The 16,083-nt window shown below is 63.8% G+C and carries 13 protein-coding genes; 8 read left to right on the top strand and 5 right to left on the bottom strand.

Annotated elements, in window-relative coordinates:
- Nucleotides 1–203 precede the first annotated feature (203 nt).
- On the bottom strand, nucleotides 204–386 hold the full coding sequence (locus CJ177_RS34205; RefSeq protein WP_095869723.1) for a hypothetical protein: 183 nt from the start codon (nucleotides 384–386) through the stop codon (nucleotides 204–206).
- Nucleotides 387–1,097: 711 nt separating this feature from the next.
- On the opposite strand from CJ177_RS34205, the gene CJ177_RS34195 reads away from it, so the two are divergent.
- Complete coding sequence (locus tag CJ177_RS34195; protein WP_095869721.1) at nucleotides 1,098–1,889, top strand: FadR/GntR family transcriptional regulator; 792 nt, start codon at nucleotides 1,098–1,100, stop codon at nucleotides 1,887–1,889.
- Between the two features lie 634 nt (nucleotides 1,890–2,523).
- Here the strand turns inward: CJ177_RS34195 and CJ177_RS34190 are convergent.
- A complete protein-coding gene (locus CJ177_RS34190; protein ID WP_095869720.1) occupies nucleotides 2,524–4,170 on the bottom strand; it encodes an FAD-dependent oxidoreductase in 1,647 nt (548 codons plus the stop codon).
- Nucleotides 4,171–4,315: 145 nt separating this feature from the next.
- Here CJ177_RS34190 and CJ177_RS34185 point away from each other — a divergent pair, with 145 nt between their 5' ends.
- The 3 genes from CJ177_RS34185 to CJ177_RS34175 all read left to right on the top strand — a co-directional run bounded on the left by CJ177_RS34185 (nucleotide 4,316) and on the right by CJ177_RS34175 (nucleotide 7,498).
- Nucleotides 4,316–5,389, top strand: coding sequence for a cupin domain-containing protein (locus tag CJ177_RS34185; RefSeq protein ID WP_095869719.1), 1,074 nt, complete (start codon nucleotides 4,316–4,318; stop codon nucleotides 5,387–5,389).
- Nucleotides 5,386–6,270 (top strand): fumarylacetoacetate hydrolase family protein, encoded by an 885-nt coding sequence (locus CJ177_RS34180; protein ID WP_095869718.1) that lies wholly within the window; start codon nucleotides 5,386–5,388, stop codon nucleotides 6,268–6,270. The genes CJ177_RS34185 and CJ177_RS34180 overlap by 4 nt, the downstream gene beginning before the upstream one ends.
- A gap of 91 nt (nucleotides 6,271–6,361) precedes the next feature.
- Complete coding sequence (locus tag CJ177_RS34175; RefSeq protein ID WP_095869717.1) at nucleotides 6,362–7,498, top strand: 2-methylaconitate cis-trans isomerase PrpF family protein; 1,137 nt, start codon at nucleotides 6,362–6,364, stop codon at nucleotides 7,496–7,498.
- A 78-nt stretch (nucleotides 7,499–7,576) separates the two neighbouring features.
- Here CJ177_RS34175 and CJ177_RS34170 read toward each other — a convergent pair whose 3' ends face one another.
- A complete protein-coding gene (locus CJ177_RS34170) occupies nucleotides 7,577–8,311 on the bottom strand; it encodes a dienelactone hydrolase family protein (protein WP_095869716.1) in 735 nt (244 codons plus the stop codon).
- 360 nt (nucleotides 8,312–8,671) lie between these two features.
- Between CJ177_RS34170 and CJ177_RS34165 the strand changes: the two genes are divergently transcribed.
- The 4 genes from CJ177_RS34165 (at nucleotide 8,672) to CJ177_RS34150 (ending at nucleotide 13,388) form a co-directional block, all read left to right on the top strand.
- Complete coding sequence (locus CJ177_RS34165) at nucleotides 8,672–10,192, top strand: class I adenylate-forming enzyme family protein (RefSeq protein WP_095869986.1); 1,521 nt, start codon at nucleotides 8,672–8,674, stop codon at nucleotides 10,190–10,192.
- A gap of 50 nt (nucleotides 10,193–10,242) precedes the next feature.
- Nucleotides 10,243–11,487, top strand: a complete 1,245-nt coding sequence (locus CJ177_RS34160; protein ID WP_095869715.1) for an acyl-CoA dehydrogenase family protein — start codon at nucleotides 10,243–10,245, stop codon at nucleotides 11,485–11,487.
- 6 nt (nucleotides 11,488–11,493) lie between these two features.
- Complete coding sequence (locus CJ177_RS34155) at nucleotides 11,494–12,270, top strand: alpha/beta fold hydrolase (RefSeq protein WP_095869714.1); 777 nt, start codon at nucleotides 11,494–11,496, stop codon at nucleotides 12,268–12,270.
- Between the two features lie 71 nt (nucleotides 12,271–12,341).
- Nucleotides 12,342–13,388, top strand: coding sequence for an alcohol dehydrogenase catalytic domain-containing protein (locus CJ177_RS34150; protein ID WP_095869713.1), 1,047 nt, complete (start codon nucleotides 12,342–12,344; stop codon nucleotides 13,386–13,388).
- A 103-nt stretch (nucleotides 13,389–13,491) separates the two neighbouring features.
- Here the strand turns inward: CJ177_RS34150 and CJ177_RS34145 are convergent, their stop codons facing one another.
- Together CJ177_RS34145 and CJ177_RS34140 are read right to left on the bottom strand one after the other, a co-directional pair.
- Entirely contained in the window at nucleotides 13,492–14,814 is a 1,323-nt protein-coding gene (locus tag CJ177_RS34145; protein WP_095869712.1) for a cytochrome P450, read from the bottom strand.
- 120 nt (nucleotides 14,815–14,934) lie between these two features.
- Nucleotides 14,935–15,720 (bottom strand): IclR family transcriptional regulator, encoded by a 786-nt coding sequence (locus CJ177_RS34140; protein ID WP_179443354.1) that lies wholly within the window; start codon nucleotides 15,718–15,720, stop codon nucleotides 14,935–14,937.
- Between the last annotated feature and the right edge of the window lie 363 nt (nucleotides 15,721–16,083).

Genomic DNA, 16,083 nt, shown 5'->3' with positions numbered 1-16,083 from the left:
CGACGCGAAAGAGCAAGTGGAACAACCCGACACGAGAGGTCGGATGCTCAACCATGCCCACATACCGACCATTGCTGCACACCGAAACTCACCCCGACTGGATCAGCGAATCGGTGCATTCGGGCTAAGTGGAAGAAACAGTAGCTCATCGATGTATCCGGTGGCGGATCCGGACGGGGACACCCTGGCGGGCGAGATCGCCACTACATCTGCTGCGCGTACATCTGCTGCGCGTACATCTGCTGCGCGTCCGTCGACACCCACCGGCCGAGCTGGTGCGGTGTCGCCGGGAGCCGTTGGGTGATCAAGGAATGCTCCCAGACCGCCACGAACGAGACTGGCCGGAGCGACACCAGTCCGCCGCTGCCCTCCCCTGATGCGGGCACGTCACCTTCTCGATCGGCCTGCCGGCGCCATTCTCAGAGCGACTGTCGCCGCGGCGCCTGTGGGATCGTCCGCCGAAGCGCTGAAGGACAATCTTCCACCGGCGGCCGGACCCATCGCTTCGGCAATCAACGTGATCCGATGATTGTTCACCGCGCGATCTTCCCGGAACAGCATGTCCTCGTCCACGTCTGGCACTTGTCGAATGCCCGTCGCGCCAGTCGTGTCTGGGACCACGTCAGCGGCCACCAACACCGGCAACACACACAAGTCCTCGTTTGCCGGATCGGACGATTGATCCCCCACTCCACACGAGTGATCCTTGTTTGGTTGTGTGGGTTCGGTTGCTGCGCGACAGCCGCTTCGCGATATCGAACGGAATCGCCGACTATTGCTGTCCGGCTAGGACTGCCGTGAACTTTCGCCCGTTCGCGATGTTGTCGGCGACTTCGGCCTCCCAGGACGTCGCGGCACGGGTGACGTCGACCTCGAATTCATAGTGCATGAGCCTGAGCGGCAGGACCGTATGACGCACGGCTGAGTTGCTGTGCAGAAAACAACTGGAAACACTCTCCCAGGAGGATCCGCCGCCGGGGTCGCCAACTGCGGCGCCAGTACTATGCGCCGCTCTCTGACCAAAAGGTTCAACCAATTGATCAGGAGTTTATACTAGGCAAATGTCCGCTCTAACTATCCGATGAGGAAGTCCGATCATGGCAGCCGCTGATTCACTCTTCGCATTTCAAGGTTCCGGCCCCGAGCCCGGAAGCGATGGGGCCGCTTTCACCAGAGTCCGCACCAGACGCGGCTTCGAATACATCATGGAGCAGATCCGTGACGCCGTGGCATCAGGAAAACTCACACCCGGGTCCCGACTACCCGCGGAGCGCGAGATGGCCGACATTTTCGGTGTGAGTCGACAGGGTGTCCGAGAGGCCCTCCGCGGTTTGGAAATGAGCGGACTTGTGGAGTCGCGACCGGGGGTCACCGGGGGCGTCTTCATACGCAGCGGAGATACTCGAGTGGTAAGCCGGGCCGTCACTGATCTGGTATCCCTAGGGGCGTTGTCTGCTGAAAGCCTGCTGGAAGCCCGGGTACTCCTGACGTCGAACGTTGTTCGACTCGCGGGAATGCGAGCCACGGAAGGGGATTTTGCCAAACTCGAATCCGAGATCGACGCTTTTGAGGAGCATCATTCCAATAGTGCGGCAGGGTCGAGCCGCACTTTCAGTATTACCCACTTCTACTCGGTTCTGGCCGAGGCCACCCACAACGAGGTCCTCGTAATGCTGATGGATTCACTGACTGGAATTGTCCAGAGGCGGTTAAACAAAGTCGGGCCGGATCCCATTGCCGATGTCGCGGCGACGCGCCGCCGCTTCATCAAACTTTTGCGGAATGGCCAGGTTGAAAGAGCCGTCGAGGAAATGACCCAACATCTTGAGCGGGTCGAGGAGCGATTGCTGTCCGCTGAGACACAGAAGTCGAACAACAAGGACGGATGACTACCCACCGGGCCACGGACCACGGACCACGGACCACGGTGTAAAAACTGCCAGTTATCGAGTCTGACTGGGATGCTGCGGATCCCAGCAGTCTTTGGGCCGCGCGGAGCAAGCCGGACAAATTAGGATGCCAGCGGTCTTCCGCGACCTCGGTCTCCCTTGGTTGCTCGTTCTTCGTAGACAGCATCTGTGAACGACCTGCATCGGGTTCGCGCGGGTGGACGCCACGACTTCCCCAGCTGTCCGGGACCGGCGCCGATTAGCCGGTGCACGCAGGGACTCCACTCGCACACACACCCGGGATTGTGCCGTCGCACCCGCAGGCTCGGGACGGTGAAAGGCGTTTGCACGGTGGTGGGGCAACGCGGGGCGCTCGGCCTCGGATTCCATCACGATTGTTGTCGAGGTCCATAAGCCAAGCACCGCCGACTGTGGACTTGACCCGAAGTACCCATTGAGTTGCCGAAGCGTCGTCGTGCGCCGCCGCGGGCAACCCAGACCCGACGTTGGCCGCGGCGAAAGCGAAGAGTTCATTCCTTCGTATGCCGCGGCCTGACAGAGGTTCGGAATCACTACATCTCAAAGATTCGTACGGCAGAAGAGCACCACCGTTTGCCCCACGCCGGCAATGGACTCAGTCCGTAGGCACGCGCTCGCGGGTTCGGCCAGTCACGCGGGCTACCAACAGTTCGGGGTCCGAGGGCAGGCTGTCCCCGCGCCATGCGACGGTGCCGTCCGGCCGGACAAGGGCGACCTTCGAGGCATACAGTTCCGCGGCTTCCGCGTTGTCCACGTCGACGATCCGGAGGGGCATGGAGTTGGATTCGGCGGCTGTGGTCAAGGGTCCGAGGTCGGTGGAGGGGTCGAAGCGCACTGCCACGTACTCGCGGCCATACTCGTCGAGTAGTGACCGGGCCTCGTCCAGCCAGACGTGCGGTGCGCGGTGTCCCGGACGGCCTGCGGGTACGTATCTCTGGACTTCGAGCGGAGGCATCGGGCTTCCGTCGGGGATGACCACCGGCGAGCCCTCGTAGGCGTATCCGAGGTGGATTCCGATGCTGAACCACTCGCGTTTCATTGCCTCGGTGTAGGCATCTCCGTACTCGCGACGCGCTGCCTCGGTCTGCGGGCTGTCGTCGTCGAAAACGTCCGGGGACGGCTTTGCGACTCGCGGGCCGAGCATTCGTTTCAGGTTGCCACCCGCTTCGGTGACGTTCCGAATCGCGACGGGGCGCTGCTCGTACTCGTAGGAGTCCAGTAGGGCCTCGCCGCCCCACCCCTCTACTGCAGCGGCAAGCTTCCAAGAGAGGTTGACGGCATCCAGAATGCCGGTGTTCATGCCGAAGCCACCGGTGGGAGAGGTCAGGTGGGCGGCGTCCCCCGCGAGGAACACTCGGCCTCGGCGGTAGTTGTCAGCTACCAGCTGCCTGCGTTCCCAGGGCAGGATGGACAGAATCTCGAAGTCGAATTCGCGGCCGACCGCTCGGATGATTGCCTTCCGCATCTCGCCTTCCCCCACTTCACTGCGGGATGCGTCACCGATGAGGGAGAAGCGCCACTGGTCGCGGCCGTTGATGGCCACCAGCGTCGCCCAGGTGCCTTCCGGGCCGATGAAGATGTAGCGGTAGGCCGGTTTCTTGTTGTGAAGTTCTTCGAGACCATCGCATCGGAAGACCGCGTTCGAGGTGTAGGTGAGCGTGCCTTCACCGCTCATCTGGACGCCTATGGCTGTCCGTACGGTGCTGCCGCCACCATCGCAACCGACCAGATAGTCCGCCTCGACCGCGTATTCCTGGTCGTTGTCGCGGTTGCGCAGGATCGCGGTGACGTACTCGCCGTGGTCCTGGAAGGACACAAGTTCGGTGCGGTAGCGGATGTCTGCGCGCTCTGTACGGCCCGCAAACCTCGCCAGGACTGGGTCGAAGAAGTTTTGCGGGCAGCGTTCACGATGCTGGGGACTGTGCCGTGGCGGCTGCTCGTCGGCCGGGGCCGGGAATTCCTCGCGTCCGAATTCGTACCCGTTGAGGTCCGTGACCCACGCGCAGTCCTGGATGTATTGCCGGTTGTATCCGGCGGCGTAGACATCTTCGACGATGCCCCACCGGCGGCAGAACTCCATCGTTCGGATCCCGACCATGTCCATCTTGGGCTGGAAGATGGTGCCATTTCTCGATTCGACGAGAAGACTGTCCACTCCTCTCCATCCGAGATCACCAGCCAAGGCGAGACCGACCGGCCCGCCGCCCACGATCAACACTGGAACTCTGCCTCTGTCCGTCATGAGTTCGCCTCTCTCATCCTGCGTTCGAATCTAATGGTCAATCCATTCGCGCGTTAGATGGCACTTGACTCCGCACTACCAACAGGCGCAATAATGGTTCTACCTTTAGGCTCGCCTTTTCGCAACCATCACCTCGAGGACAGACATGACTGACACCAACGTGATCGACGACGATGCACGTGTCCGCGCGGCACTGCGTGAGAGACTCGGCAAGGATGGGCTGAAGATTTCCCAGCCCGACGAGCCTCCTCTGTTCACCCGGACTCCGGAATCACCCATGGAGCCGATGCACTGGAAGTCCCGCGATCTACTGGCTTACCTGGAGGAGCTGGGCCGGGTCCTCGACCTGAGGCCCGGCGGTGACCGGCGGACTCTCCGACTTGCCAACCCAGGCCTGGACTACGGCACAACGCCGACGTTCTGGGCATCCATCCAGTACATAAATCCTGGTGAGGTTGCCACCGCTCACCGGCACTCGCCGGATGCCTTCCGGTTTGTCATGCGCGGCAGCGGATGCAGTACGACTGTGGAGGGTGAGAACTACGAAATGAACGAGGGCGATCTGGTTCTGACGCCGAACTGGACGTTTCACGACCACGTCCACCAGGGTGATGCGCCGATGATCTGGCTCGATGTCCTCAACATTTCGGTGATGCGCAAGCTCGAGAACGTCTTCTTCGATCCGTACGACGGGGATGTTCAGCCAATCAGTGACCACCCGCAGAAGTCCCGGCGGGAGTTCGGCTCGGGGCTGTTGCGGCCGGTGGGGTCGATGCCACCGCCGCAGCGCAATCCACTGCTGGTCTACACCCGGGCGCAGGCCGACGCCGCAGTGGAACAAGCCAAGGGCTTGGAACCGGATCCACGTGACGACGTCATCCTCGAGTACCAAAGTCCGGTCGGTGGAGGCCCCGCGTTGCCGTCGATGTCGATGAAGGCTCAGATCGTCCGCCCGGGGTTCCGTGGGTTGGAGCATCGCCACAGCGGCAGCAAGGTCTACTACGCGGTATCTGGTTCGGGCACCATGACCGTCAACGGCAGGGTCTTCGATTGGGCCGAGGGCGATTTCATTTCCGTCCCACCCTTCGCTACCGTCCGGCATACGAATGGAGGAAGCGTGGAGGGACGTCTGTTCCGGGTGGACGACTCCCCCATCTTCCGGGCGTTGAACGCCTACTTCGAAGAGACCGAGACCACTGAAGGGAGCCCGGCAGCATGAGGTTGGCAGTTTTCGACGACTTCCGCGTCGGCGTGGTCGTCCAGGGCAGGGTCCTCGACGCCACTCATCTTGTACCCAGGGAACTGGATTCCTGGCCGGAGCAGCGGATGAATTGGCTGATCCGGAATTGGGGATGCGTTTCCACGCACATCTGCCAGGTGGCCCACTCGAGCGGCGGACGGCCGGTGGAGGATGTCCGGCTCCGGGCCATCAATCCCGCTGCCCCCCATGTATTCGCCATTCCCGCGAACTATGCGGCACATCTGGGCGAGATCGGTAACCGTTCGATCACGACCGGCGGTCGGACGGCACGCGATGTTGGATTTTTCTTGAAGGCGCCGGCCTCGCTGTCCGGCGCAGGCGAGGGAATCGAGCTTCCGTACGGATCCTCGAGGCGGTTCGACCACGAGTGCGAGATGGCGGTGGTGATCGGCAAGGGCGGGCGAAACATTCGACGGGAGGATGCCCTTGACCATGTGTTCGGTTATTCCTGCCTGATCGATCTCACGATGCGCATCGAGCCCGGTGAGTATGAGGAGGACCGTTCGTTGCGTAAGTCGTTTGCGACTTTCACCCCCACTGGGCCGTGGATTGTCACGGCCGACGAACTCGGGCCGACCAATGACCTGCGGACCCGGTTGTCCGTCAACGGGGAGCAGCGCCAGCACGCTCGGATCGGGGACATGATCGTGGACGTCGCCGAGTCCATCGAGTTGATCTCCTCCGTTGCGGCGATTCAGCCCGGCGACATCATCGCCTCGGGCACCCCGAAAGGGGTGGGGCCTTTGAAGGTGGGTGACACGGTCGAGATCGGTATCGACGGGATCGGATCGATGGCGATATCCGTCGGAGAAGCCGCACTGGCGCCTCGGGCGTTCTGACAACTCTGGTCCGTCGGCACGCTCAGATCCGGCGGACCAGGGCCCATCTGCCGCCCGTGGCGACGTGGCGCAACGGCATGAGAGGAAGACAATGAGACGTTACCCGGCAGTTTTCATGCGCGGAGGCACCAGCAAGGCGTTGGTCTTCCACGCCGCGGACCTACCCGAGGACAGGTCACAATGGGACCGACTATTCCTGGCGGCGATGGGCAGCCCGGACCCCAGTGGCCGGCAACTCGATGGCATGGGCGGTGGGATCTCGTCACTGTCGAAGGTCTGTGTAGTCGGTCCGCCCACTCACCCCGACGCGGATGTCGACTACACGTTCGCGCAGGTGCAAGTGACGTCCGCTGCCGTGGACTATGGCGGAAATTGCGGCAACATGTCATCGGCCGTGGGCCCGTTCGCGGTAGATGAGGGCCTGGTGTCCCCGAAGGACGGTGAGGTGGTGGTGCGCATCCACAACACGAACACCGGCAAGATCATCCACTCGACCTTCTGGGTGCGGGACGGACAGGCGGTGACCGAGGGTGGTTACTCCATCGATGGCGTGGCGGGAACCGGCTCGCCCATCCGCCTGGACTTCCTTGACCTTGGTGGCGCCGCTACGGGCCTTCTGCTGCCCACCGGGAATGTCGTGGATACGCTCAGCGTGGCGGATGCTCCATCGGTGATCGTCTCCATGGTGGATGCCGCCAACCCCTGTGTGTTCGTGGAAGCCGGCGCGCTCGGTCTCGACGGGACAGAGTTGCCCGAGCACATCGAGTCTCTGCCTGAACACCTTCAACGGCTCGAGTCGATCAGGCAGGCAGCTTCGGTCGCCATGGGCGTGGCCCCCACGACGGATGCGGCGGCGCTCAACCGCTTGGTCCCCTTCGTTGCCGTGGTGGCGCGCAGCGCACCGTATTCCACCCTGTCGGGGCGGCGGGTCGCAGTTGATGACACCGACCTGCTGGTGCGATTCCTCTCCAGCGGACAACCACATAGGGCCGTTCCCGTCACCGGCGCGATGTGCTCCGCCATTGCCTCCCGTGTCCCCGGCACTGTCGTCCATGCCGCACTCGGTGGACCGGACCATCCAACGATCCGCTTGGGCACTCCTTCCGGCGTGCTCGAGGTCAATGCGTCGGTCACCACTGACGGCCCGGCACCACAGCTCTATCGCGCGGACTTTGCCTCGACGTACCGCACCGCCCGCCGACTATTCGAGGGGCGGGTACTGGCCTGAGATGCTTATCCTAATCCGGATGGCGAGAGGCCCCGTCAGGCAGGCAGCCTACGGGGCCTGTCGCGGTTCGCCGGGCTGTCAGGCGGAGACTGAAGTCGTGGCTTTCATGAACTCCAGGGCCTGCGGCCAGGACAACCGATAGGCGGCGGCATTCACTCCCTCGCCGTGTCGGCGCTTGTCGCTGAACCCGTGCTTGGCCTGCGGATACAGATGGATCACGGTCGGGGCCTCCTCGCGCGACTGCAAGGCTTCCTGCAGGGCCAGGAAGCCCTCCCGCGGCACAATCGAGTCCTTTCCTGGGTAGGCCATGAAAACCGGAGCCTGCGCGCGGCGGGCATGTTCCACGACATCGACGGTGCCGTACTCGCCACCCAAGGTGACGGTGGGATGAAAGGCGATGACGTTGGCAAGACTGGGATGACGCCCGCCGAGGATGAAGGCGTAGCGCCCACCGAGACACCAACCTACGACGCCGACACGTTCGAGATTGAGATCGTCCTCGAGATGCGCCAGCAGGCGAGTCTGCTCACTCAACACGTCATCATCTTGCAGGTTCGCACTCCAGTCACGGAGTTCGTCGAAGGACGTGTCATCCGAGCTCTTCCCGTGCCAGGTGTCCCAGGCCAGCGCGATGCACCCGGCTTTTGCTGCAATCTGGTCCACCCATTCCCGGATCTGTTCCCCGATTCCGGTGACCATGGGCAGCACGAGCATGCCCTGAGTAGGTTCGGATCCGTCCGGTAGTCGGGGCACTGATTGATAGGCCCGCAATCCGTCGACCTCGACGTAGCTGGAGTAGACATCGAATGCCATGGCGCACTTCCCTTCTCGAATGCTGCAACTGAGGTGTTGCTGCGGGTTCTCAAGCAAACCCCATGCCGAGAGAGAGGTCAAACCATTGTGCAGCGCGACGAATAGTTTCGATGCCTGTTGACATACCACCCCGCATGGACTCAAATGGTTCTACCGTTAAATTTGAAGCTGTGACTGGTTCCGTGCTCGCGCCGCCGTAGACAGTGAAGGTGTCCTGCGTCGTCGCGGAGGGCGACCGAACCGAAACGAGCGCACCACGCATCATTAGAGGAGCAACCCGTGGTCGAGACGATTGTGAAGCAGACCGGTACCTTCTGGGGACGTGAGGTCGTCCGAGGCACCGTCCATGGACGGCCGTCCATGATGTACAAGGACCGACCGACGGCACTCAACGAACTCCTACTCGAGGGCCGTCGATGGAGCGAGCGGGAATTCCTCATCCAGGGCGACCGCCGACTGACCTATCAAGATCATGAGGAGGCGGTGGCACGGGTCGCAGACCGTCTGGCCGCGTACGGCGTCGCCCGAGGTGACCGGGTGTTACTGCTGGGCTTCAACTCGATCGAGTGGTGCGTCTCCTTCTGGGCCCTACACACCCTGGGAGCGGTGGTGGCACTGGGAAATCCGTGGTGGAGCACACACGAGGTGTCCGAGCTTGCCGCGAAGGTGCAGCCCAAGGTAGCCATCACAGACGTGGAGATTCCCGGTGTCTGCCGGATCCACGTTGCCGAGATTCGGGATCTGGTCGACTCGGGTGCACCCGCCACGCTGCGACTGGCGGACGTCGAGGAATCCGACGACGCGATCATCATGTTCAGCTCCGGCACCACCGGCCTGCCCAAGGGAATCCTGGTCTCCCAGCGCTCTGTCATCGGCAACCTGCACAATCTGCTGGCCCTGACCAACCGTTTGCCGAACGAGCTTCCTGAGGGGTTCCAGGCCACCACGTCCATGCAGTCCGTCCCGCTGTTTCATCTGGCCGGGGTGCAGACCAGCATTTCAACGCTGCTGCAAGGCGGCCGCCTGGTCATGCTGAACGGAAAGTTCGATCCCGCCGAGGTGCTGCGGCTGATCGAGGCCGAGGGCGTTAGGTCATGGGGCGCGATCCCCACAATGGTCTCCCGGGTGCTCGAACACCCGGACATCAAGACCCGCGACACCTCGAGCCTCTCCTCGATTCCGCTCGGCGGTTCCGCAGTACCTCCAGAACTGCGAGAGCGGATCTCGGCGGCCTTCCCTTCGGTGAAACAGAAGATCGGCAGTCTCTACGGACTGACGGAGACCGGCGGCCTACTGGCCGCAGGGTCGGGCAAAGAGATCGTCGGGTATCCCGCTCGCGTCGGCCGCCCGCTGCCGGTTGTGGAAGTGAAGATCGTCGGCGCCAATGAGAGCGGTGAAGGAGAGATCCACGGCCGCACCCCCAACGCGCCCGAGGAGGTCCTGGGCGAGGGCCCTCTCGAAGACGCGGAGGGCTGGATCGCATCCGGCGACCTCGGCCGGATAGATGACGAGGGTTACCTCTATGTCACCGGACGGGTCAAGGAAATCATCATTCGCGGTGGAGAGAACGTCGCGACCGTCAACATTGAAAACACGCTGCTCCGCCATCCGGATGTTGCGGACGTGGCCGTCATGGCACTGCCGGACCAGGATCTCGGGGAGAAGATCGGCGCTGCCGTCGTCATTCGGCCGGGGGCTGTGACCCCGAGCCTCGACGACCTACGTGCACTGTGCCGGAGCTATCTGGCCCGCTACGAAATGCCGGATGAGTGGTGGATGCGCCGAGACGATATGCCGATGAACGCCATCGGCAAGACCAACAAGAAGGCGTTGACAGCCGACTGGGTCGAGCGCGGCTCCGGCACAATCCTGGACGCCTGAGCCGCGGCCGTCCGCACCGCAACAGATCACCCATCGAGGAAAGAGGAATCGTGAAACAGGCCACCGCAGACCGCATGAGTGAGGAATCAATGGAGTCGGTGGAGGATTTCATCCAGCGGGCCACCGAGTTCCTGAACTCCCACTTGCCGGCCGGGGTCTCGCGTACCGCCTTCGTGTGGGGCCAAGGCGAGGACACCGGAGTGAAACTGTGGGAGGAGCCGGACTCCGCAGAGGAACGCCGCCGTCTCGACGAGTCCCGGGATTGGCGCCGGAGAAGGTTCGACGCCGGCTTCGGGTGGATCGACGGTGCGCGTGAGTTCGGTGGCGCCGGCCTGTCGACCGCCCACCTGCGGGCGTACCGCCGACTGGAGTCGAACTACCAGGCGCCCAGTGACACCTATTTCAAACTGGACCACGTGCTCAGCCCCGTCATCCGCGAGTTCGGGACCGACGCGGTACGCGACGACCTGCCACGAGCCCTCTACCGCGGCGACGTCATGGCCTGTGAGTTGTTCAGCGAACCAGAAGCCGGATCCGACCTGTTCTCGGCGCGCACCCTCGCCGTGGAGACCGACGGCGGATGGCTGCTCCGGGGACAGAAGGTCTGGACCTCGGATGCACACCTGGCCGATGTCGGGATCATCTTCGTCCGGACGAGCACCGAACCAGGCAAGGACAGCTTTTCGGCCTTCATCCTCGACATGCACCAAGAGGGCGTGAAGGTGGTTCCCCTGCGCCAGATGACCGGCGGCGCCGCGTTCAACGAGGTCTACCTGGACGACGCCTTCGTCCCGTCCACCCACCTGCTCGGTGCGATCGGTGACGGCTGGCCCATCGTCCGCAAGATCCTGTCCCTCGAGCGCGCCGGGATCGGCGCCGGCCTCAGCCGGTCGGGTTCCGGGCTGGCCAACGGGACCCGCTTGACCGCGCTGGTCCGCGCGATGGGCGCTGAACAAGATCCCCTGATCCGTCAGGAGTTGATCCGGACCATCTCCGGGTTCTGGGCGGCACGCCAGTTGACTTCGAGGGGGTCCGACCGCGCCGCCGCCAAGTCCTACCAGACCGACCCCGCTCCCCTGCTGAGCAAGTTGGCCCTGAGCATCAATCTTCGCCGCGCATCCGAGTTGGCCGGCAAGGTTCTCGGGGCGAAGGCCACCGCGGACACCGGCGAGTGGGGCACCTACAGCTGGAATTCGCTCGTCCTGGGCGAACCAGGCGTGCACATCTTCGCCGGGACGGATGAGATCATCCGGAATTCAGTCGCCGAGAAGGTCCTCGGCTTGCCGAGGGACTGAGGACTCATGGTTGCCTCACTGACACCCCTGGGCCTGCATATCAGCCACCAGGGGCCACAAAACGCTGCAGTGCAGATGATTCTGGTGCACGGAGCCATGGACTCGTCGGAGAGCATGGCGCGCCTGGCCGCGGAACTCTCGGCGCATGCCACGGTCCGGTACGACCGGCGCGGGTACGGCCAGTCCTCCCTGCCTGCAGGGGCGTGTCCTCCGTCCCTCACCGATCACATCGTCGATCTCCAATCCCTCGTCGGTGACATCCCCACCGTCCTGGTCGGACACAGTCTGGGGGCCACGATCTCGCTAGCCGTCGCGCAGCGCCTGCCCGGTCGGGTTCTGGGGGTGATGGCCTACGAGCCCCCTCTGCCGTGGGAACCCTGGTGGCCGGCCCCCCCGATCCCCGACATCGGGGCCGGTACGAACGAGATCCGGCAGGCCGCCGAGGACTTCATGCGGCGTGCCATGGGAGGTCAACGATGGGAGGGACTCGACTCCGACGTCCGGTCCACATTCCTGTCCTGGGGCGCGGTCTGGGCGGCCGAACTCCGCGAAGCCCAGAACAGGCACGCATTCACCGCCGGAGAACTGCGCGTGCCCGTCGTCGTGGCGTACGGCTCCGAAACCGACGACCGGCACCGCCAAGGCGCGGTGGAACTGGCCGGGCGGGTACACGATTCCCAGTTGGTGACAGTAGAAGGCGGAACCCACGCCGCCCACCGACGCAAGCCCCGGGAACTGGCCAAGCTCGCCCACGACCTCATGAACCGGATCACCGAGAGATGATGCATCAGCTCACCCTGTCGTAATGGCGGGCGCTGGTTACCACCCTGGTAGGACCGGCAGACAGGAACAGCATGAAGGCTCTCAAGTACAAGGGCGTGCACGACATCGGATTCGTCGACGTCCCCATTCCCGAACCCGGCCCCGGCCAGGTCCGACTGAAGGTGACAGCCTGCGGCGTATGCCACACCGACGTCACCTTCAAGAACAACCCCGAACTCGCCGTCGAACCCGGACTCACACTGGGCCACGAAATAGCCGGACAGGTGGAGTCCCACGGCCCCGGCGTACTGTCCCCGCCCCTCGGAACTCCCGTGGTGGTCCACACGATCTGGTCATGCGGCAATTGCCGGCAGTGCGTGCGCGGCCGACAGAACGCCTGCCTGTCCACCCCATCCCGGCTCGTCCCACCACAAGGGCCGGGCACCCGATACGACGGCGGAATGGCCGAGTACGTCGTCGTCCCAGTCACCTCTGTCGTCCACGCAGAAACACTCGCACCCGAGCTCGCCGCGGTTCTGCCGGACGCCGCGACCGTGCCCTACCACGCCATCTATTCCTGCCGGGACCTCCTGACCCCAGGAGCGTCCGCCCTGATCATCGGAGTCGGCGGACTGGGACAGTTCGCGGTTTCGATCCTGCGGGCGGTCACTCCCGCCCGCGTTATCGCCGTCGACATCCGCGACTCCGCCCTCGAGACGGTCCGCAACCAGGTCGATGCCGTGCTGAACTCCAACTCCGACAACCTCCCCGACCGGGTTGTCACCGCGGCGGGAGGCCACGGCCCCGACCTGGTCCTCGACTTCGTAGGCTCCGACGCGACCCTCCGGCTCGCCACCTCCGTGGTCGCCCCGTACGGAACGGTCTGGGTGCCCGGCCAGGCCGGCGGCACATTCACGATCGACACCGACCGGCGGACAACCACCATCCCCCGCGGCGCCACCATCGTCGGCCGCCCCTACGCCGGCACACGCCAGAACCTGACCGAGGTGGTCGCCCTCGCCGCGAACGGATCCATCACCGCACCGATCACCACCTACCCCTTCGCCGACGCATTGCACGCACTCGACGACCTCGACGCCGGCCGGATCGTCGGCCGAGCCGTGCTGACCATGGAATAGACCCGCCGACCCAGCAACTCCAAACAACCACAAAGGACCCACACCGAACACGTCGGTCCCGCACCGGAATTCCGATGCGGGACCGACGTGTTTTCGCGGGCAGTCACCGTCGGCGGGCGGTGACCTTCACGTTCAGCCTCTCGACGCCGTTGGTCAGGCTGTTGCCTTTCAGCAAGTCGAGATCGTGTGCGGGATCGAAATCAACGGAGTCGATCCGTGAAGCGATCAATTCGAACATGGTGCGTGCTTCGAGGCGCGCCAGGGGGGAGCCAAGGCACTGGTGCACCCCGTGTCCGAACCCGAAGTGGCCCTCGGTGTTCCGGTCGATGTCGAACTTGTCCGCGTTCGGTCCCCATCGCTCCTCGTCCCGGTTCGCCGAAGCGAGCAAGAGCCGGACCACGGAACCAGCGGGGATCGTCGCGCCGGCTACTTCCACCGCCTCGGCGAGCCTGCGGGGCGCCTTGTGGACCGGACCGCGGAACCGGACCAATTCCTCTACGAACTTATCCACGTCTCTGGGATGCGCGTCGATGCGGTCCAGCAGCTCCGGGTAGTCCTTGAAAACGAGGTAGCCGTTGCCCATCAGTCGGGTGGTGGTGTCGAAGCCGGCGATGAAGACGAAAACGCACAGTTCGATGGCCTGCTGGCGGGTCAGGATGCCCTCGCCCTTCCAGGCGCGGGCGATGTGTCCGGCAACGGCTTCGCTGTCCTGCTCGTACAACTGTTCCAGAATGCTTCCGAGATAGTCGAACAGGTCCTGTGAGACCTCTTCGTCTCCCGGCAGTCCCGGCGCCATCCGGGAGACCCTGGCGAACCACGCCCACACAGACTCCGTCCAGGTATCGAACTGTTCGACATCCTTGTACGGCACACCCAAAATGCCGCTGATGGTGGCCATGGTGAGCGGCCGGTTCAAGGCCTCGGCCACCTCTCCCCCGCCCTGTACGGCGAAGTCGTCCACCAAGCCTGTAGCGACGTCCCGGACGCGGTCAGCCACCATGCCGATCGCTTTCGGCGTGAATCCCGCCGCAACGACCTTGCGGATCTTCATGTGCGCCGAGCCATCCATCAGGGTCGGAAAGGCAAACGGCACCTGATCGTTGACCTGATTGCGGTAGATCTTCGCGGCACGCATGCCTTTGCGGACATCGGCATAGCGAGAGACGAAATAGACGTCTTCCTGCGGGTGAGAAACCCGCAGGACCGGGTGGTGCCTGCGCATCCACTCGAAGTGCGCGTAGGGCTCGCCCTGTGCGCCGGTCTCGTCGATGACCGTCCACGGTGAAAGCCCCTCGGGCCAGTCGAGTTCATGGGAGTACGGCAGTTTCTGAATCTGTGCCGCATCCGCCGACGTGATTGTCATGGTGCTCCTTTCTGGGTGCGCCCCCGGCCGCGGCCCCTCGCAGCACCAGTGCGGGCTGACCATGGCGGTAGTCCGGGACCAAGAGGTCGACCGGAGGCCGGGAAATGCTGCCTCCACGATGGCAGCTGTGACACGCAGCACTGACTCCAGTTTCACTCAGCGAAAACGCGAAGAGATGAAATCTCAATCCTCGTCACGGCGGGGGCGGGAACCGAGGGTCAACGAGATCGCGAAAGCGGCCGCCTGCAGCGCAGGAATAGCCGCCGCCGCGTTTTCCTTGCCCCTGGCATAGACCACGCTCAATGCAGCGACGGCCGACTTGTCCACGTCGAGGATCGGCACCGCCATCCCCGTCCAGTCCGGCATACCGATCCCGGTGGCCACCGCATACCGTTGGCGCCGAATCATCGCCAGCTGACGACGCAGAAGCCCCGGATCGGTGACAGTGTCCGCCGTGTACCTCGGCAGCGGCCGGCGCAGGAAATCTTCCTGGAAGTTCAACGGGGAGAAGGCCAGCAGCACCAGGCCGGTGGAGCCGGCGTGAATGGGATGCCGCTGACCGATATGCGCACGCTCGACGTCCATTCCCTCCGGAGTAAGGCGCTCGAGATACAGGACCGTGCCCCCGTCGAGGACGCCCAGTGTCGTCAGCTGTCCCAGCGATTCGAAGAGGTTCTCCATATAGGGAAGCGCGATGTTTCGGATGGTCAGCCGGTCGTTGCCCCGGGTCGACAACTCCCACAACCGCATTCCGACACGGATTCGCTTGTCCTCATCGCGTTCCAGCAGTCCATGCCGGACCAACTCCGTAACCAGCCGGTAGGCCGTAGGGACGGGGAGGTCCGCTCGCTCAGCCAGAACCGACAAGGGCAGTGCGGAATTCCGCCGATCGAAGGCGGCCAGGATCCTGGCCACCCGACCGATAACGGATTCACGGCTGTCCTGTTGGCCACTGGAACTACCTGCCATCGGGTACCACCCACGTTCATTTGCCGCCAGCACGGCGCCGAGCGGACTCTGCCCTGAAAGTACCCCAATGGTTTGACCGCGGAGCTTCGGCGCCGAACGCAGTGGCGCTCTCGAGGCGCCCTGCCTGGGCATCGAGGCAGTGACAACCACTACGTACGCCATTGCGCTGTTCGGACCTCGCAGATCCGACGGCCCCACCGCGGTAGCTGGACGACCGCCTCGGGCGCGACCGGGCCGATCATTATACCGTCACGTACCGTCGAGCGCAACACAGATTTCGCCCACCGATGTTTGTGATTCGAGTCACGCCGAGGTTGCTACTCTCGGCTAATGGTCGAACCGTTGAGGCCGGGCCGTCACGGC

The organism is Rhodococcus sp. ACPA1, assembly GCF_002300195.1.
In the GTDB taxonomy this organism is placed as follows: Bacteria; Actinomycetota; Actinomycetes; order Mycobacteriales; family Mycobacteriaceae; genus Rhodococcus_F; species Rhodococcus_F opacus.
Note: the sequence above shows the minus strand (reverse complement) of the source record. Positions and strands in the feature narration are given on the sequence as shown.